The organism is Nocardia sp. 348MFTsu5.1, from assembly GCF_000383535.1.
GTDB lineage: Bacteria > Actinomycetota > Actinomycetes > Mycobacteriales > Mycobacteriaceae > Williamsia > Williamsia faeni.
In genome coordinates this window covers 130,875-148,833 of the sequence record NZ_KB911516.1, presented here as the reverse complement: position 1 = coordinate 148,833, position 17,959 = coordinate 130,875, and the positions used below count along the sequence as shown (strand labels likewise).

13 protein-coding genes are annotated in these 17,959 nt (G+C 60.7%); 2 read left to right on the top strand and 11 right to left on the bottom strand.

The features are described 5' to 3' along the window. The first annotated feature begins 100 nt into the window (after positions 1–100). Positions 101–1,729: a polysaccharide deacetylase family protein gene (locus H290_RS28810; protein WP_020107903.1), complete on the top strand. Its 1,629-nt coding sequence runs from the start codon at positions 101–103 to the stop codon at positions 1,727–1,729. A gap of 1,474 nt (positions 1,730–3,203) precedes the next feature. Here H290_RS28810 and H290_RS30235 read toward each other — a convergent pair. The 11 genes from H290_RS30235 to H290_RS0116300 all read right to left on the bottom strand — a co-directional run bounded on the left by H290_RS30235 (position 3,204) and on the right by H290_RS0116300 (position 15,882). Further along, a complete protein-coding gene (locus H290_RS30235; RefSeq protein ID WP_020107901.1) occupies positions 3,204–4,391 on the bottom strand; it encodes an acyltransferase family protein in 1,188 nt (395 codons plus the stop codon). A 615-nt stretch (positions 4,392–5,006) separates the two neighbouring features. Then, entirely contained in the window at positions 5,007–5,726 is a 720-nt protein-coding gene (locus tag H290_RS0116345; RefSeq protein ID WP_231373718.1) for a class I SAM-dependent methyltransferase, read from the bottom strand. A gap of 57 nt (positions 5,727–5,783) precedes the next feature. Beyond that, positions 5,784–7,025 carry a hypothetical protein gene (locus tag H290_RS0116340; RefSeq protein ID WP_155976879.1) on the bottom strand — a complete coding sequence of 414 codons (1,242 nt, stop codon included), beginning with the start codon at positions 7,023–7,025 and terminating at the stop codon, positions 5,784–5,786. 57 nt (positions 7,026–7,082) lie between these two features. Continuing rightward, on the bottom strand, positions 7,083–8,987 hold the full coding sequence (locus tag H290_RS30705; RefSeq protein ID WP_020107898.1) for a glycosyltransferase family 2 protein: 1,905 nt from the start codon (positions 8,985–8,987) through the stop codon (positions 7,083–7,085). After that, positions 8,984–9,589, bottom strand: coding sequence for an acyltransferase (locus H290_RS0116330; RefSeq protein ID WP_020107897.1), 606 nt, complete (start codon positions 9,587–9,589; stop codon positions 8,984–8,986). The genes H290_RS30705 and H290_RS0116330 overlap by 4 nt, the downstream gene beginning before the upstream one ends. After that, on the bottom strand, positions 9,586–10,863 hold the full coding sequence (locus H290_RS0116325; RefSeq protein WP_036519240.1) for a glycosyltransferase family 4 protein: 1,278 nt from the start codon (positions 10,861–10,863) through the stop codon (positions 9,586–9,588). Before H290_RS0116325 ends, H290_RS0116330 begins: the two co-directional genes overlap by 4 nt. A 52-nt stretch (positions 10,864–10,915) precedes the next feature. Continuing rightward, the gene (locus H290_RS0116320; RefSeq protein WP_020107895.1) at positions 10,916–12,052 is read right to left on the bottom strand and encodes a DegT/DnrJ/EryC1/StrS aminotransferase family protein; all 1,137 of its coding nucleotides are present in this window, start codon (positions 12,050–12,052) and stop codon (positions 10,916–10,918) included. Next, positions 12,049–12,696, bottom strand: coding sequence for a NeuD/PglB/VioB family sugar acetyltransferase (locus H290_RS0116315; RefSeq protein ID WP_020107894.1), 648 nt, complete (start codon positions 12,694–12,696; stop codon positions 12,049–12,051). Before H290_RS0116315 ends, H290_RS0116320 begins: the two co-directional genes overlap by 4 nt. After that, positions 12,696–13,829 (bottom strand): DegT/DnrJ/EryC1/StrS aminotransferase family protein, encoded by a 1,134-nt coding sequence (locus tag H290_RS0116310; RefSeq protein WP_020107893.1) that lies wholly within the window; start codon positions 13,827–13,829, stop codon positions 12,696–12,698. Before H290_RS0116310 ends, H290_RS0116315 begins: the two co-directional genes overlap by 1 nt. Further along, positions 13,826–14,818 carry an NAD-dependent epimerase/dehydratase family protein gene (locus H290_RS0116305; RefSeq protein WP_020107892.1) on the bottom strand — a complete coding sequence of 331 codons (993 nt, stop codon included), beginning with the start codon at positions 14,816–14,818 and terminating at the stop codon, positions 13,826–13,828. Before H290_RS0116305 ends, H290_RS0116310 begins: the two co-directional genes overlap by 4 nt. Next, a complete protein-coding gene (locus H290_RS0116300) occupies positions 14,815–15,882 on the bottom strand; it encodes a Gfo/Idh/MocA family protein (protein ID WP_020107891.1) in 1,068 nt (355 codons plus the stop codon). The genes H290_RS0116305 and H290_RS0116300 overlap by 4 nt, the downstream gene beginning before the upstream one ends. A gap of 427 nt (positions 15,883–16,309) precedes the next feature. Here H290_RS0116300 and H290_RS0116295 point away from each other — a divergent pair, with 427 nt between their 5' ends. After that, on the top strand, positions 16,310–17,935 hold the full coding sequence (locus H290_RS0116295) for a sugar transferase (RefSeq protein ID WP_369758828.1): 1,626 nt from the start codon (positions 16,310–16,312) through the stop codon (positions 17,933–17,935). Positions 17,936–17,959: the final 24 nt, after the last annotated feature.

Sequence of the window (17,959 nt, the reverse complement as noted above, 5' to 3'; positions counted from 1 at the left end):
GCCTGAAATCCAGAAGAATCCTGCGTTTCTTCCTCACCGTCGCGTTCGTCGTGCTGGCCGTTGTTCTGTATGTCTTCGTCCTGAGCCGAGGCACGCTCCTATGAAGTTGCTGGATCGACACCGCGACGCCCAAGAGCAAGCAGCGATCACCCGCTCCCACGGCTCTGCACTCATGCCCGAACTCGGACCGGCCGCTCGACGTGGCCATGTGGGCCACCGACTCTCGGCCGTCGGCCTACGAGTGCTGGCACTCGCCATCGTGCTGTCATTGGTGGCCGTGGCCGTTGGCATTTGGTGGTGGAAGTCGTACATCGGGTTCCAAGAGGACACTGACCCAACGGCATTCAGTGCCGAAGACAGTCAGGTGTATACCGGGTGGGCGGCGGAAAACGCGGCCCGAAGTGGCTCCGGCTACGGCGCCGCCCCGATCGTCCTGACCTACCATGACATCAGCACCGACCCCGACGCCGGGCACTATGTGATCAGCCCCGAAGCCTTTGCGTCGCAGATGAAGATGCTGCACGACGCCGGCTACCGGACACTGACGGGTTCGCAATACTCCGACTACCTCCAGGGCACCTACACACCACCCGAGCAGTCGGTGGTCATCACATTCGACGACGGCACCTCCGGGCTCTACAAGTACGCCGACACGATCTTGCACGACAACGGCTTCACCGCCGTCAGCTTCCTCATCACGTCGTCGGTCGCGACCAAACGCCCCTACTACCTGACGTGGCAGCAACTCGATCGGATGAGCAACTCCGGTCGGTGGTCCTTCCAGTCACACACTGACGGTCTGCACTACCGCACAGATGTTGACGGACAAGAACTTCCTGCGATGGCAGCACTCGAGTCACCGAACGGAGTGAAGGAGACCGGCGAGCAGTTCGCCGACCGGATGCGCCAGGACATCGCCGCCGTCGACGCGCACTTCGCCGACCACGGATTGCCGACGCCCACACTGTTCTCCTACCCGTTCTCGGCACCGAGTTCTCGAATCTCCAATGACGCGGTCGCGATCTCAGCGCAGGTGTTCGCAGACCACTACGTGGCCGCATTCACCAACCACGGGCACCCCATCGCGCCGACGCCGGTCGCCTCGCAACAGGTGATGCCACTGGAGAGACTCGAGGTGACCCAGGGTGAAACCACCCGCGAGGTGTTCGAGCGTGTCCGCTCAGCACAAACACTCCCGGTGGCGTCGATGGATCCGACCGCGGTGGACAGCACCTGGCTCGAGCCCGGCCGCTATACCCGCGGACCGATCCATGACAGCGAGCTGTCTGCCGGCGTTGTGCGCTTCGAAGCCGACACACTCACCTACACCGAAGCACTGTGGGCGGCACAACGGACCGACCAGTGGACCGACTACACGCTGACGGCGACAGCGATCGATCTCGCTCAAGGCAACTCCACCGGCCTGCGGGTCCGGACTGGATCCGGCCCTGATCAATCCGTCCGCCTGATGGTCAGCCGCGACCGGGCCACGATCACCGACATCACCGACCGCGTCATCGCTGCGTCGGAACTACAAACCAGTGGCACCCACGGTGTCCGGATGACGGTGACTCCCCAACAGACCACGATCTGGGTCGATGGGAACGCCATTGCCACGGTTTCGTCCGACGACGGTCGCGGTGGCTTCAGTGTGATCGGCAGTCGCAACACACCTGCACAACCCTTTGCCGCGTGGACCGAACTGCAGATATCGACGATTCGATGGTGACCTACCTATGCTCGGCCGGCTACCACCCCGCCGGCGAACACTGCATCCCGCCGCCGGACCCGGCCCAGGCATCGATCTACCCACCACCGTTCGCGACGGCAGCTCACTGTCCTGCAAGCTGCCCGATACAGACACCGCAGCACCAACATTGGCGTAAGCACAGGAATCTGGCCTGCTCCCGCCCGATAGTCGGACCCCGTGATGCGTACCCCCGTTGTGGGCCCAGTTGAAGGAGAGCTGAGGGAGACTACAGCGCAGGAGGTCACGTGTCGAAACCTATCCACCCTCACGTCGTCGACAGATAGTTCTTTCGTCTTCGCCATCGAGAGCTAGTCACCGAGATCGCCATGGTGTCAGTCCTCCCCACATGACGATCCAATCCCCATGCGGCATAACGAACACCGCGGCATTGGGTCCGAAATGCCAACGTCGGCATAAGCGATGGTCTTGCGGTCGGTCCTGAGGCTCTCTGCCATCTGGCGCCGGGAGCGGCCCCGCACGCCAGTGGGTGAACAGCTCGATCAAGCCGAGCATGTCGAAACTTCGCCTCACCAGCAAGGCCCTTCCAGGCGGTAACCCGTGAGGAAAAGCGAACCTGTGTGCGAGGCCCACGACTTTGTGCGCGCCGCCCCAGGCGGGAAATATATGACGGCTAGGGAGACTTACGTGACGGACATCCCTCAGTGGGGATTCCGTGACTGCCAACAGGCCAGGGTGCCGCGATGATAGAAAACTTCACGCTCTCTGCGACCTCACATCGAGTACCGATCCGATCCACGTTTCCGGCAGCGAGTACTCATATTTGCAGACCGAGGCGTGAAAGTCTTTGTGCACCTTCACTGTCTTGAATATCGGACATAATAGAGGCAGGCACAGGCAGCCGGTGGGAGTGCTCGGCGGCGTCGAACGGGACCACTGACTCTGCGGTGGTGCCATGGTCCGCATCCCAGCAGTCTGGGAAGAGCAGATGCTCGCCGCCTGTTGGGCTGCCTCGAGGAAGGCAACGGCCCACCGGTCCAGAAGTTTTTTTGCACATAATGTATGGCCTGCTCCACCCACGGCCAGTCCCGCAGAGTGCGCACCCGCGCAGTATCGGTGACCAACCCGACGTGCCCCGGTGTAGTCCAGCCATCCGCGCAAGAGCCGTGGATTGATCGCATCAGCCTGGGGGACAATCGGTTTCATGTTGTCCGGGATGATCACGTGGAAGACGCTGCCTAAGCACTCTAAGCACCAAGGGGTGGCCGACCCTCGCAAAGACGTGGCCGGGTACGACGATAGCGGCTACGCCGGACAAGCCGGCTGGGGCAGCTGAAGAATTGGTGTTGGGGTCAGTCCGTTCGGTGGTGCGTTCCTATCGCAGACGGCGGCGAATAAACCCGCATCACTATTCGGTACTGCCATCCGGACAGGAGTAATCGGGTTTGGAGAACGCGTCGACCTCGCGGGTCATGGACAGCACAATTCAGCCTGATCAACGGGCAGATTGCGGCGGAGACTCTGGTGACCGACCTGTCGACCGGGAATCGCTTGGGGTGCCACCCTCCCGAACTCGACTATGGTGGCGCCGGTGACTTCCGTCTGTACACAACTCCGGATCTGCGTCAGCAGGCTGGTCGCCGCGGATGGGCTTCTCCCCGAGAATGCCGACACGAACTGGTGTCCAGGATCCGAACAGTTTTTGGAACAAAATCGGGAGGCCAACTCCCGCGATCATACCGATCGTGAATACCGCGATATCCGTGTCCAAGCTGACTTTGCTGAGCGCGATGCGGGTCGCGGCGGCGCCGAAGACATGAAGGAGGTAGATACCGAACGAGAACCCGCCGATCCATGCGAGGGCTCGGCATCGAACCGCATTCCTGGCAGAGTAAATCAGCGTCACGCCGACGACACCGATCGCGAGGCTCAAAAGCCGGTCAACCCCAACTGGTACGTCCCATCCGTCGACGGATATGCCGATTCGCGGGATAAGGAGAGTTGCCAGTACAGCACCAGCTGCGGCAGCGCCGAACCCGCGCAGGTCGAACAGCATGTATCGGTGCATGCCGTAGCCGATCAAGAAGAATGGCATCAAACGGATGGCGCCGTCGATGCTGAAGATGTTCCAGGTGCCGGAGAATCTGAGGACAACGAACAGCGCCGCGGAGACAACTGTCGCGATCAGCCAGCCACGGCGGGTGGTGGTGACGGACGTGTTGTCGAGTACTGCAACTACGGCGAAGATCAGAAAGATCGAGGGAAGGAACCACAGGTGGTCATGTCCATAGATGACGATCATCCAGGCGTCGGTGACCGCGGGCTTGGAATTGATCCCTGGCACGACTAACTGCATTCCGAACAACAAGATTCCGACAGTGACCAATGGGAACAGAAGGCGCCGGCTCTTGGCGCGAAGGAAACCTTGAATCGCCCCGGGCCGGATAGGCCGGTATGCGTAGACAAAGCCTGAGATCACCGAGAAGAGGGGCATACGGATGTCTTCTAGGAGGATGTAGCTGTACCTCCAAATCGAGTCATCCGTAACGGTCATTCCACGTGTGGCCTTATCTCCAATGACATGACCTGCGACCATCAGTAGAACTGCGATTCCGCGTAGCGCCTGGATCGACATATCCTTATGCGGCTTGCCAAGCGCCCGCAACCCCTCGGGTTGAGTCATGTCAATATGTTGCACTATGCGGGCTCCCACTGTATGTCGCTTCTTTGGGGGAACGCAGCGGGAGAGTAGCCACCATCCGACTCCCCTTGTGGAGGTGCACGATTGATTTCCCTGCCCGAGCACCCGCCGAGTTTGACATTACTAGGCGGTGCGGGAGGCGGTCGAGCATGGCTGCGGTGAAGGTGGTGCCGCCGAATACTTCGCCATTCGGAGACGCTGCAATTGGTGGTGATCACGATCAATGTTTTCAAATGACGTTGTGCCACACCTAAGACAGTGCTCAAGCGGCCTCGGCCGGCAACGGCAGATACCCCAGCTCGTCAATCTATTCCGACGTGGGCATAATTTGATTCGTGCCGCGCCAGGAATTATGGCAAACGGGTTCTGGCTACGGGCGGGTTCGGTTGCGCCTGCGGTGATTCAACGATGTCATTCGGTGATTGTGTCGGCATAGTTCCGCGGCCCGTTCGATGACTACAGCAGCCACCCCACCGGCCTGGGCTGCGTCCCGAAGCGCTGTGGGCGGCACAACGGACCGACCAGTGGACCGACTACACACTGACGGCATCCGCTCCTTTGCCGCGTGGACCGAGCTGCGAGTGTCGCCGTGGTCTACTAGCCCTGAATCGCTACCATGGATTTGATCAGCCCGGCGTATCGCTCGGTCCAGATGTGTGAATCCGGGAAGTAGCAGTCCATCTGAGTGAGGCCCAGTAACTCGACCTCGTTCACTCGGACAATGGCGGTCTGACGATCTTTGGTGTGCATGTACCCGGGCTTCCACAGCATCGTTGCCCGCACCCTGGCTTCAAACGGAAGGAACTGTATGCCCGGTGCAAGCCAATGCGGCTCTATGGGGAAATAGCGGTACGGCGTCTGCACCCAGTGCCGACTTGCCGATTTGCGGATCACCTCAGCCAGTCGTGCCCGCTGGGCGTGACCGCCGACGTGTTCGATAAGACTGTTCGAATAGACCAAATCGTAGTCCTGAGCCAATACGTCGCCCGGCGGATCGCAGGCGTCTCCCAGTACAGACGTGACCGCCTCAGATCTCTCCTCGAATCGCACCAGGTTGACGACAGTGACGTGCCTCGGCATTTCTGGCGCACTCATCCAGTAATCCGGCGTTCCCCCGAGGTCGAGGATGCGCCACTCTGTGATGTCGGGGAATGTAGCCGCGAACTTTTTCCAGCGGCCGCGACGGGCCCGCGAAGAAAGCGATGTCGGCCTATCCAGACCCACAAAATGCGCACTGAAATCGTCAGTTGAAATCAAGGTCCCTACCACCTCTTGGTCGCCTGGTTGATAATAGGATTGATCGGTCACGGCAACCACGACCGCCTACCCATAGCGAAACTTCATATGCGAGAGCCAAATTGAACACTTTCACTCCTACTCAAGAGCGATCTTGTAGATGTGGTATGTCGACTCTACTGGGAAGGAATCTCGGAACTTTCCGTCACGGATCTCCAGGGTTCTTCCTTCCCCCACTACCTCAGCGCTCCCCGCAAGACCTGCTGGCACCGTGAAAGTCCGTTCACCACTTCCGCCGTCAGTCATGGCAAAGATGTACGCTTGCCGATCAATCACTTTCAACATGGTGTCAATCTGACTACCGAAATCCCAATCGTAGCTCTGCGTATTCAATACAGCAGCCAACGAGTGGAGAAGATTGTTGATTTCTCCCATCGCGGCCACCTGATTCTTGCCGCAGAAGCTTTCGCCCTGGTCCTGCGCATTTCGCAACGGTTGCGTGGTCAGGCAGTCCCCGCCCAACGCCTGCTGGAACCATACGATCCCCCGCGCTTCGTTGATTACCGATGCCATTGCCGCGCCTTTGATTTCCGCCGGCGCGATGTTGCGCACAAAGGACTTCTCGTCCCCGACACCTGTGATGACTTCGATGAAGTTCCAAATCGCCTGGAGCCGACCATCAGCGGCATCACGGGCACGAAGTGAATCGGTCATCCGCCCATAGCTCGATGCTGTCCGACAGGTGGATTGCGGAATAGGGTTGACGTACTGATCTCCCCGGTACGGGTCGAAGTCACAAAACGAGTTCGTGTAGAGATAGTGGTCCAGACTCACCGCGTCGGTGTAGTCGTTGACATACTTTTCCTGGTCAGAGACGGCAAGATCCTTTCCGACCACCATCTGCGTGTAGTTCCCGTAGAGAAACTGACCATGGCCGCGTAGTTCGTCCTCAAGCTCTTGAAGGTGGGCACGCCCGGCCGCCGGACTTGGAAAACGCCCATCAACCTCATCGTCGGTCAGCCGGCCGGGCCAGTTCTTCGAGCTGGAGTCAAACCCCTCGTTGACTTTCCCGCCAACCCAATACATTCCAGTACTCTTGAGAATCTCGAAGTCAGACGCCTTCCAAAGACCTCCCGTGTAGAAGTTGATGCCCAAGTGTTGATCCCAGCGGACCTGCTCAGCAGTGTCGAATGATCCATACCAAAGGCCGATCGGAAAGAAGTCGGGAGACGTCCAGTCCGATGCGTTGGCGAACTGGCGCCAGTATTCAGATCCGCCCTCCCATGCGATCCTCGGCAAACTCAGGACATTGCGTCCGGGATCGATGTCTGCGTCCGATGGTCCCCCACATCCTGCTATCAATGAAGCAACGACCGCCATGCTGCAGCACACTCGGACCACTGAGGACTGGAATCGATGCATGACGTGCGCCATTCGTTACGGAAACTGCTGTCCGGATGAGGATCCGGCCACTTCAAGAGATGCGATCGATGACTCCAGATCTTGTTCGCCAACACCTCCGGTGTCACCAGCCAGGGGTGGAGACGTGCTGCGCTCGGGCTGATTCGGGACTCGGATTCCATACGCCGTTCGACTGCTGTCGTCACGCTCCCATGAATCGGAACGGGCTCGTCCCGCCCGTCGCCGAGCCACAAGAGTCAGGACGATGTAGACGCCGGCATCCCACGCCGATCGCGGGCCGCGAGCCGAACCGAGCATGGCTCGCAGAGTGCGACCGGCCGGTGGCGCCTCTGCGATTTCAGACTTACCGCGGTATCCGCGCTGCAGGATGTGCAGCAAGCTACGGAGGTCGCGAGGGACCACAACCGTGGTCGGTTCGGTGGCAACAACTGACTTCTCGTCCGTGGCAAACTGCGCGTCGACCCACAGGTCGTCACCAGTCAGCGCCGGAAACCTGCCGATCCTGTCATGTCCTGCCTCGCTGAGCCCATAGGCACCAGCGCCCCACAGTGCGGTTCGGAACCAGGCGATACGCGATCGAGCCCGATAGTACGAGCGAACAATTCTGTCTGCGCCGTCGACATCAAATTTCGACGATGGCCGCGCTGCGAGCACCGAACCCGCTCGAAGTTTGTCAAACACCTGTGCCACAGCAGATATTGTGACCTCCGTGTCAGCATCGAGGTAGAGACGCGGCCACAACGTCGCTGTTGTATCCCCCAAGTTGAGCGCTACGACCTTCGATGCCTCTGCGGTCTCCACTACAGTGACTCCGACATAGGATCTGGCGATTTCTGCAGTGTCGTCCGAGCATCCGTTGCAGACAACGATGAGTTCGATCGTTCCGTGGGCAGCTGCGGCCGCCAGGGGCTTGAGGGTTCGGCCGATGACGGCAGATTCGTTGTGCGCGGGCACGATCACCGCTCCGAGACCACGCCGACCGGTCGGAGACGGGACTGGCGCTGCACTGGGCAACTCGGTCCACCGGGCACTGTTGCAGAGGACGCCCAACGTCGCTCGGTGGCCGCGGTCGTACGACCGCAACAACTCCCCCAGGACGACTGCCGCCCGCATCCCTCCGGAGTGCATCTTGCCGTGGTGGCTACGGAAGTAGCGAACTCGATTGACCACCATCAGGGTTGACAATGCCGGCGAACTACCCGATCCCGCGCCGCGGTGTGCCACTACGGCAGCCGGGTCGAACCACACCGCGTATCCAGATTCCCGAACCCGACGGAGATAGTCGACCTCTTCGGAATACAGGAAGTAGCGCTCATCCCAGTCCCCGACGGCCCGATCCACGTCGGAACGCACCAGCAATGCCGCGCCGGTTGCCCAATCGACTGCATGTGGGTATCCGTATTCCGCCGGATCCCACACCGTCTCCGACATCCACGCAGGCCGACGAGCGAGATGGTGCCCGAATAGAGTATCTCCCAATGCATTCCGCACTGTCGGCTCGGCACGCAGCGAAGGGTACGTTACATCGTCTCCGACGATTCGCGGGACAACCACTCCAACATTTCGATTGTCCAGTGCATCGAGCATGACCGCGACCGCACCAGGTCGAATGCGTAGATCGGGGTTCAAGACAAGTATTGCGCGACAATCACCTGCGTGCCCGCGCGCAACATTGATCCCGCCGGCGTACCCGATGTTGGCACCGGCGGAAACCAAGACCACGTCAGGGTGTTCTGATACGAGTTCTATTGTGCGATCGGATGAATCGTTGTCGACCACCACCACCCGAATCGACTGGTCAAGAGCCTCGTACCGAAGGTCGGTGAGCAGATGTCCGATGTCGTCAGCGCTGTTGTAGGTCACCACGACAACTGCCACATCTACGTGCCCCTCGGGCCCTGCGAAATTGCCGGTCGTCATGACGGAGAACCTCCGGTCGCTTCGATCTCATCGCCTTTGGGTCGATAGGTCAGACCACATTCATCGCAGACCAGGTCTTCAGGCAGGCGTTGCCCACAGATACACGCCCAACCGATCCTCTTGCCCGGATTCCCGACGACAAAACCGTGGGCGGGCACGTCGGCAACAACAACCGCACCGGCCCCGACGAAAGCATGTTCGCCAATTGTTGTTCCGCACACCACCACTACGCCGGCACCGAGCGTTGCTCCGCTGCGAACTCGGGTGGACGCCAGGGCGTCACCACCGCGTTTGATATGAGCGCGCGGGCGGAAGTCGTTGGTGAAGACCACTGCGGGCCCGAGGAAGACATCGTCCTCGATGGTGACGCCATCAAAGATGAGGACCCGGTTCTTGACGGTCACACGGTCCCCGACCACCGCGCCGGACTCGATATAAGCGTGATCGCACACGTTGCAGTCGCGGCCGACGCGAGCTCCATTCAGGATGTGCGCAAATGCCCAGACTCGTGTACCCGCACCGACATCGTTGCTGTCACACAGCGCCTGCGGGTGAACCTGAATCTGCTTCTCACTGATCTCTGTTACGTCAAGTGCGTTCATAAGTGTCCACACCTCGCTCTCCGAATGGGGTCGACAGGCTTGTCGCGCGCTTGCACGGCTGGGGTCTGAATTTCAGATGTTCTACGACGGGTAACGCGGCGCACGCACAGCCTACGACGAACAATCAGTGCCGCCGCCACCCGACACATGTCGATGAGTCTCGTGAGCCGACCGACTCTGGTATCGAACGCAGCACCGTATTCCTCGAGCTGCCGCTCAAAGGCATGATCTAACCCGTAGCGTGACACCACTTCTCGCGCGTACGCTCCTCGGTAATCGCGAAGTCGTGAACTCTCGAGCAACGGTTCCAATGCCGCCAGCAGATCCACTTTTCCGAGGCGATTTCCACTCCCGACGCCGTACCAACCGCTCCAAGAGAATTCGTCAATCGTGGCGTGACTCAACGGCCTGAAGAAGCCGCGTTCACCGGCAACCACAACCGGCTTACCCAAAGCCATGCCCTGTGCCACAGAACTACCCGATGCCACAACCACATCAGCAACCGCAAGTGCCGCTCGACGATCGATCATCTCACCGGCAACGACGACCACCTCACGACCTGATCGCGCATTGAAATCGGCTGCGCACTCCGTCGCCGTCCCGAGCAGTGATCCGTCACCCACAACCAAGAGTTGAACGGGTGTGCCTTCGGCCGCGATCTCCCCTACCGACTCGATGGCCGTCACCAGGGTGACCAGTGATGCTTCATCGTCGAGTGGAATTGCCAGCGCGACAACCAATCCGTTGCTGTCGAGATGCCGGCGCTGCACGAATTCTTCGCCGACCACCACGCGTCCGGACCCGTTGTTCTCAGTGTCCACCCACGGTTCCAAAATGCTGACCCGGGTGAAACCCTGCGTACGCAATTCCCCTGCAGCGCTCTTCGAACCCACCAGCAACGCCACCGAATGCGGCAATATCGGCGAGTCACCTCTGGCATGGATTGTGCCGGTCACAGCCACCTGCCGGCGAGACAGGTTGGCGGCGAGAAATGCTTCGTCGATCGCTTCCCATTCGAATGCATGAACCACCTCGATGGATCGCTCCCGAATCACCTTCACCAACCGTCGTACCGGAAGGAACGTGCCGTCGGCTGGCCTATCGGGTATCAGTAACAGTTCGATTCCGAGTTCGTGGACACGCGCTGCAAGGATCCCGGGAGCGGCGATCATCATCACCTCGTGACCGGCCGCCACCATCGCCCCCGCCATTTCAACAGCGCCTCGCTCGCTGTCACCGAGACGGAGGGTTTTGGGATAGAACAGAACTCGCATTCGGATCACCCTCGTCTATTCGCAGGGCGACCTCGTGGCAGACTCGGCCGCGTCACCTGGTGCCGCCAACGATCAGCGATAGACGATCCGCGACGAACTCTTGCTGAGCTGTCGAAATATGCGGGAACAGTGGCAGCGAGAGGATACGGCGCGCCGCCTGTTCACTCACCGGAAACTGCCCGGTCCGGTATCCCTCACCGTAGGCACCGGTCAGGTGGATGGGCGTCGGATAGTGGATACCCGCGCCGATCCCGGCCGCCCCGAGGTCCTCGAGCACCCGGTCGCGGTTCTCCACCTGGACCACATACAGGTGCCACACGTCGATATTGCCAGGCGCCGACGTCGGTGTCCGCACTCCCTCGATCGGCGCAAGCATCTCGCTGTAGCACTCGGCTGCGCTGCGCCGCAGATTGTTCCAGCCCTCGAGTCGGGCCAGCTTTGCCTGCAGGATCACTGCTTGAATCGCATCGAGCCTGGAGTTCAGGCCCACCACATCGTGCACATACTTCTGCCGGCTCCCATGGGCCGCAATGGTCCGGATGCGTTCTGCCACAGATTCATCATTGGTCAGGACCGCGCCGGCGTCACCGGCCGCGCCGAGGTTCTTGCCGGGATAAAAGCTGGTGCCGGCTGCGATTCCGGTGGTTCCGGCCGGAACACCGAATCGACTCGCGCCCTGGGACTGTGCGGCGTCCTCGATGATCGCCACATCGTGTCGGGCGGCAATGTCGACGAGCTTCTCGACGGGCGCACTCTGCCCGAACAGATGCACCGGGATGATCGCACGCGTACGCGCCGTGATCGCAGCCTCCACCTGTTCCGGATCGATGAGCAGATAGTGCGGGTCGACATCGACGAGAACCGGCGTCGCACCGGCGCGACTCACTGCCTCGGCGGTCGCGATGAATGAGTTGGTCGGCAAAATCACCTCATCGCCGCTCCCGACACCGATTGCGCGAAGTGCGAGTTCGATTGCGTCGGTGCCGTTGCCGACTCCAACACAATGGCGGGCGCCGGAGAACCCTGCGTATGCCGATTCAAAGTCTGCAACCGCAGTTCCGCCGATGTATGCGGCACTCTGCAAGACGCGTTGGAGCTGCGGCATCACCTCGCCGGCGATCTCGTCGAATTGTGCCACGAGGTCCACAAATGGCACTTCCGTGCGCGGTGCAAGTCTCTCTATTGTCATTCCCGACTTTCTCCATATTCGATCGCGCGGGCCGGATTGCCCACCCAGACCTCGTCGGCGGGCAGATCGGCCAGCAACACCGAACCCATTCCCAGGACCGCACACGTCCCGACGCGGACGTTCTGCTTTACGGCACTGTTCATCCCCAGATACGCCTCATCACCGATCTCCACGGATCCACCGAGAGTTACTCCGGCACACAGTGTTGCGTAGTCGCCGACACGATCGTCGTGTGTGCAGACCGCATGTGGCATGAGTACCGCATGACGTCCGATCGACACCGATGCGGTGAGAACCACACCCGCGAGAAGAATCGACCCCGAACCGACGGCACAATCCGAAGGCACCCGGACATCCGGCGCGATCACCGTCGCATACCGAGAACTGTCGACTCCCAGCCGAACCAGCCGTTCGATGATGAGTCTGCGCGATCGGCCCGACCCGGTGCACACCAGGATGTCGGAGTCGGTGTGCTCTCGTACCGAGTCGATTCCACCGAGCACGGGTAGTCCGGCGATGTCCTTACCGTGCAACGCCGTGTCGTCGTCCAGCAGGCCGATCGGCTTGTGGTCGGCCGAGCCTTCGAGCAGCGCAACGACTTCTCTGGCCAGCCCGCCGGCACCGATCAGAATCACCGGCCGCATCAAGACCTCCTGATCACATCTACGACCCGGAACAGGTCATCGGAGGTCATCTGGTGGAACAGCGGCAGGATGAGCGTCGAATCGGTAAGTCGTTCTGTCACGGTCAGATCAGCGTGATCGCGTCCCGCGTGCGCCGGATGCCGGTGCGCAGCCATGATTCCCCGCCGTGCGGAGATCCCGGCCGAGGCGAGTTCGCCGAGCAGCTCCTCCCGCGAGTTACGATGCCCGGCACTGACTTCGATCCAGAACGACTGGAAGTTCGAACGTCCGCCGGCCGGGTCGGCCACGCACCGCACACCCGGGACGTCGGCGAGCGCATCCTGATACATCCCGGCCAAGACACGACGTCGGGTGACCATCTCGGCGAGGCGGCCCAGCTGCACGATGCCCACGGCGGCCTGTAGGTCCGTCATCCGATAGTTGAACCCGACCTCGAGGTATTGTTCGGCCGGGGCGAGCACACTCTGATGGCGTTGCGCGGCACTGACACTCATCCCGTGCTCGCGCAGTTTGCGCGCCCGGTCGGCCCAGTCCTGACGGTTGGTGGTGAGCATTCCGCCTTCACCGGTGGTCAGCAACTTACGCGGGTGAAACGACCACACCGCGATATCTGCCGATACACCCATCGGACGGTTGCCCAGCCGCGAACCAGCACCACAGGCCGCATCCTCCACGAGAGTGATGCCCCGCGGTTCACACACTGCTCTGATACCCGCGATGTCGGCAGGTATGCCACCTTGATCCACGGCGATGACCGCGGTGGTCTTCGGCGTCAGTACGTTCTCGATTGTCTCTGCGGTGACATTGCCGGTGACCGGGTCCACATCGGCAAACACCGGCCGGGCGCCGACATACGTGGGCGCGTTGGCTGTTGCCACAAAGGAGAACGACGGAACCACCACATCGTCGCCTGGCTGAACGCGCGCCACCACCATCGCCAGATGCAGGGCCGCAGTGCAATTGGACACGGCGACCGCGTTGCGCGTGTCCACCAGCGCGGCGAAACGGGTTTCGAACTCCGCGACCCTGGGTCCCTGTGCAATCCAGCCCGATTCGATGACATCGGCCACGGCGGCAATCTCTTCTTCACCGAGATTGGGCTGCATCACGTTCAGCCGGGTCACGGCGGTCATGACGCCACCGCCCGTCCGGCAGCGATCGCTTCACGTTGCGGTTCCCACCAGCGCACGAGCTCACGCAGTCCGTCCTCGACGCCGATCTCGGACTTGAAGCCGAGGTCGCGCCAGGCAGCGCCGGTGTCGGCGAGGCGCCTCGCCACCCCGTTCACTGCGCGCTCCGGTCCGTGTTCGACCGACAGCGAGGAGTTCATGGCGCGCAACAGAGAGTGGGCCAATTCGAGAAGTGACGTCTCCTCACCACTGGCGATGTTGTAGACACCTTCATCGATATCACTGAGAGCAGCAAGGATATTCGCGCGGGCGATGTCCTCGGTGTACACGAAATCCATTGTCTGGGATCCGTCGCCGAAGATGAGCGGTGGCAGTCCGTCGGCAATTCTCTCCATCCAGCGGACGAGGACCTCGGTGTACAGACCGTGGACGTCCATCCGCGGACCGTAGACGTTGAAGTACCGCAGCCCGACATACCGCATCCCGTACATCGCCCGGAAGCTCCGGAGCATGCCCTCGTTGAAGCTCTTGGCAGCACCGTAGAAGGTGTCGTTGTTGTGGTGATGGTGGCGTTCTCCGGTCGGGAACTGCTCCGCCATTCCGTAGACAGATGCCGACGACGCAGCGACGACCTTGTCGACACCGTGTTCGGCCGCAGCTTCCAGAACCGTGAAAGTACCGTTGACCAGCACATCGAGCGCCAGACGCGGCTCCTCGGCGCACTGGGTGATCCGAATCGCGGCCTGGTGGAACACCACATCGGCGCCCTTGGTCAGATCGTGCACCATATCCCGATCTCGCAGGTCGCCGACCACCAACTCGGTGCGGGGGTCATCCAGGGCCACAGACAGATTGGCCTCTCGGCCACGAACCAGGTTGTCCAGGACCACAATCCGATCAACGCCCTGATCGAGCAGCTGGTCGACGATGGTCGATCCGATGGTGCCCGCACCGCCGGTGACCAGCACAGACGCTCCCCGCAGCGCGCTCATGACGCACTCCGGAAAGCCAGAGCGTTGGTGTACTGGTGCGGAGCGACCGGTTTTCCACGGGCGGCGAGGCTCTCCGATACCGCCTCGAGGACCGACAGAACTCGCAGTCCCGCCGCCCCATCCGTCCTCGCCGGCCGTCCCGATCTGATCGCGTCGGCGAACTCACCGACCATCGACGAGAGTGCTTCTTTCTCGGTGAGTGCCGGCACCGTGATGTCGCCCAACCGGTACGAGACACGGGCGGCTTGCCGTTCGTCTTCGGATCGGCCGAAGGCCAGATCGACACCCCGGTCATGTACGGCCACCCGGCGTTGGGCATCGAGGTCGTCCCACACCACAGTTCTATGGCTGCCACCGATGACCATCTGCCGAATCTTGGTGGGCGACAGCCAGTTGACGTTGATGTGCGCCGTCGAGCCGTCGCGCATGGTCAATGAGATGTGGCCGACGCAGGCGTTGCCGACCCGGAGTGGGTCGGAGCCGGTGGCACTCACTTCTACCGGGTTGAGCCCTCCCGGCAGGATGAAGTCGAGGATCGACAGGTCATGCGGGGCAAGATCCCAGAAAACGTCGACGTCGGGCTGCACCAGACCCAGGTTGATGCGGGTGGAGTCGATGTACATGATGTTGCCGAGCGTCCCCGACTGCACTGTCTGCGCGATGTACTGCACGGCGGGTGTGTAGCAGTAGGTGTGATCGATCATCAGCACCCGGTCGGCGTCGCGAGCTGCCTCGACCATGACCGCAGCATCGATGACACTGGGCGCCAGAGGCTTCTCCACCAGCACATGCTTGCCGGCTTCCAATGCGGCCATTGCCAGCGATGCATGTGTCTGCGCCGGCGTCGCAATCGCGACGGCATCGATGTCGTCGCGCTCCAAGAGACGTTCGAACGACGACTCCGCGACCACAGTCGACCGCGGACCGATCACCTTGCGAGCACGCTGTTCGTCCAGATCGCACACCGCGACCAGATCCCAGTCCGGCGATGCCCGGAAGTTGCGCACCAGGTTCGGGCCCCAGTATCCGGCACCGACGACGGCCACGCCGAGTTGCTTCTTCATCAACTGCTCCTTGATTGCACACTCGCAGGGCGACCACTCGCCGCGACCCGGACCTTTGTTCGAGCCGGGCAGCGTAGGCGCCGCAACCCGAACAACAATTCGGGCGTACCGGTCAATTATGCGGCGCATGACGCTGCAACCGCGAGCCAGAAACGAAACTGAATCCGTTCAGACGATCGGCTTGTGATTAGGATTGTTAACGTTCGTAGTCGGAATGGTTGAACATTTCATTCGTGGCCTGCACGTCAATGTCAAGAATTGATAACGAGCCTCCGATTCAGGATCGCTCTTTAGGTGCAGTTCTGCACGTAACGCTCATCGTGAGCTCACCTAAATATGATCGTCAGTTGATTTTCCAAGCGCTAGAACCTATTTACATTTTAATATATTTCCCGTGCCCAATTTCTCTCCAACCTCGGTAACCCGAATGGCCTATTTCACCCACTGCAAGAACGGCTGTAATTTCGCCAATACTGGATCCGAGGTGGCCCGCGACGTCGGACCACAAGTGAGATCAGCACAGCCCAGAGGGAGTCCGAAGGTCATGTTGGACGAAGCACATGCAGCGTCAGCACCCGCCACGCGCACATCATTTGAGCTGGTAAATGGCACATTTGAGCGATGGTCGGCGTCCTACGTACGCCGAGTCCACTGGACCGACCTCACACTGGTACTCGGAGCAGTCGCCGGCGCCGTCGTCATCAGATTCGCCGGAGGCGGCGGCCTGGGAATTGCTCAACGAAATCATCTCGCCATCGAGACTATTGCCTTGTCAATTGCATGGATCCTCGCATTACATGCGACACAGAGTGCAGACAAGCGAATCATCGGATCCGGCGCAACAGAATACAGCCGCGTGGCGTCTGCATGTTTTATGACATTTGGGTTTCTCGCCATCTTCGATCTTGTTTTCAAACTGAATATTGCGCGCGGATTTGTCGCCGTCGCATTACCAATCGGAACCATTGGACTACTCGCCGGACGGTGGGCGTGGCGAAAGAATCTGACCCGTCAGCGGGCGAACGGTACGAAACTCCAGCGAATACTGATAATCGGAGATTCGGACTCTTCGATTCCCCTGATCGATCGCATTGAAGACAACCACTTTCTTGGTTACAAAGTGGTTGGCCTGGTGAATACCAGCGGCACGGTTTCAAAGTCCCCGCGCCCCCCGGGTTCAGCACCTGCGCATTGGGGGCATTGCAATCCGCCCGCCGCAGACCTCGATGGCCTCACCAAAGCCGTCAAACAGACCGGCGCCACCACGGTCGCCGTGACATCCGCTGCCGCACTGGGGTATTCGGTGATGCGAGAACTATCCTGGGCGCTCGAGTCGATGGATGTCGAGATGGTCGTGGCTCCTGGCGTCACCGATATCGCCGGGCCCAGAATGATGTTGCGCCCCGTTGCCGGCCTCCCGATGTTGCATATCGACAAACCCCGTTATGCCGGCGCAAATCGGTTCCTCAAGGCCGGCATCGACCGACTCGGTGCGTTGACGATGCTCATACTCCTGACACCGGTTCTCGTCACCTGCGCGATTGCGATCAAATGCAGTTCCTCCGGTCCGATCTTCTATCGAGCCGAACGTATCGGCTTGAGCAACAGTCCGTTTCTCATGTGGAAATTCCGAAGCATGGTCGACGGCGCCGACCGTCAAAAATCCTCACTGGTCGGCAATTCGGACGGAAACGGCGTCCTGTTCAAGATGCGCAAGGATCCACGGGTTACTCGCGTCGGCGCTTTTCTCCGCCGCTACAGCCTTGATGAGCTCCCCCAGCTGATCAATGTTCTGACCGGCGAGATGAGCCTCGTGGGACCGCGACCACCACTTCGCGAAGAGGTCGCGCAGTATCGCGGGCCCGTGGTCCGGAGACTGCTCGTTCGCCCGGGGATCACCGGACTGTGGCAGATCTCCGGCCGATCGGAACTGTCCTGGGACGAATCGGTACGACTCGATCTCCTGTACGTCGAGAACTGGTCGATCATGCAAGACCTCGTAATCCTCTGGCGCACAATGCGTGCCGTCATCAACGGGCAGGGCGCCTACTGATGCTCCCATTCCTGATGCTCCCAA

Excerpts from the sequence above, each read along its gene's own strand:
- H290_RS0116330 (WP_020107897.1), bottom strand. The coding sequence starts at position 9,589 with ATGAACGCACTTGACGTAACAGAGATCAGTGAGAAGCAGATTCAGGTT.
- H290_RS0116320 (WP_020107895.1), bottom strand. The coding sequence starts at position 12,052 with ATGACAATAGAGAGACTTGCACCGCGCACGGAAGTGCCATTTGTGGAC.
- H290_RS0116305 (WP_020107892.1), bottom strand. The coding sequence starts at position 14,818 with ATGAGCGCGCTGCGGGGAGCGTCTGTGCTGGTCACCGGCGGTGCGGGC.
- H290_RS30705 (WP_020107898.1), bottom strand. The coding sequence starts at position 8,987 with ATGACGACCGGCAATTTCGCAGGGCCCGAGGGGCACGTAGATGTGGCA.
- H290_RS28810 (WP_020107903.1), top strand. The coding sequence starts at position 101 with ATGAAGTTGCTGGATCGACACCGCGACGCCCAAGAGCAAGCAGCGATC.
- H290_RS0116295 (WP_369758828.1), top strand. The coding sequence starts at position 16,310 with ATGGCCTATTTCACCCACTGCAAGAACGGCTGTAATTTCGCCAATACT.
- H290_RS0116325 (WP_036519240.1), bottom strand. The coding sequence starts at position 10,863 with ATGCGAGTTCTGTTCTATCCCAAAACCCTCCGTCTCGGTGACAGCGAG.
- H290_RS0116340 (WP_155976879.1), bottom strand. The coding sequence starts at position 7,025 with ATGGCGGTCGTTGCTTCATTGATAGCAGGATGTGGGGGACCATCGGAC.
- H290_RS0116310 (WP_020107893.1), bottom strand. The coding sequence starts at position 13,829 with ATGACCGCCGTGACCCGGCTGAACGTGATGCAGCCCAATCTCGGTGAA.
- H290_RS30235 (WP_020107901.1), bottom strand. The coding sequence starts at position 4,391 with ATGACTCAACCCGAGGGGTTGCGGGCGCTTGGCAAGCCGCATAAGGAT.
- H290_RS0116315 (WP_020107894.1), bottom strand. The coding sequence starts at position 12,696 with ATGCGGCCGGTGATTCTGATCGGTGCCGGCGGGCTGGCCAGAGAAGTC.
- H290_RS0116300 (WP_020107891.1), bottom strand. The coding sequence starts at position 15,882 with ATGAAGAAGCAACTCGGCGTGGCCGTCGTCGGTGCCGGATACTGGGGC.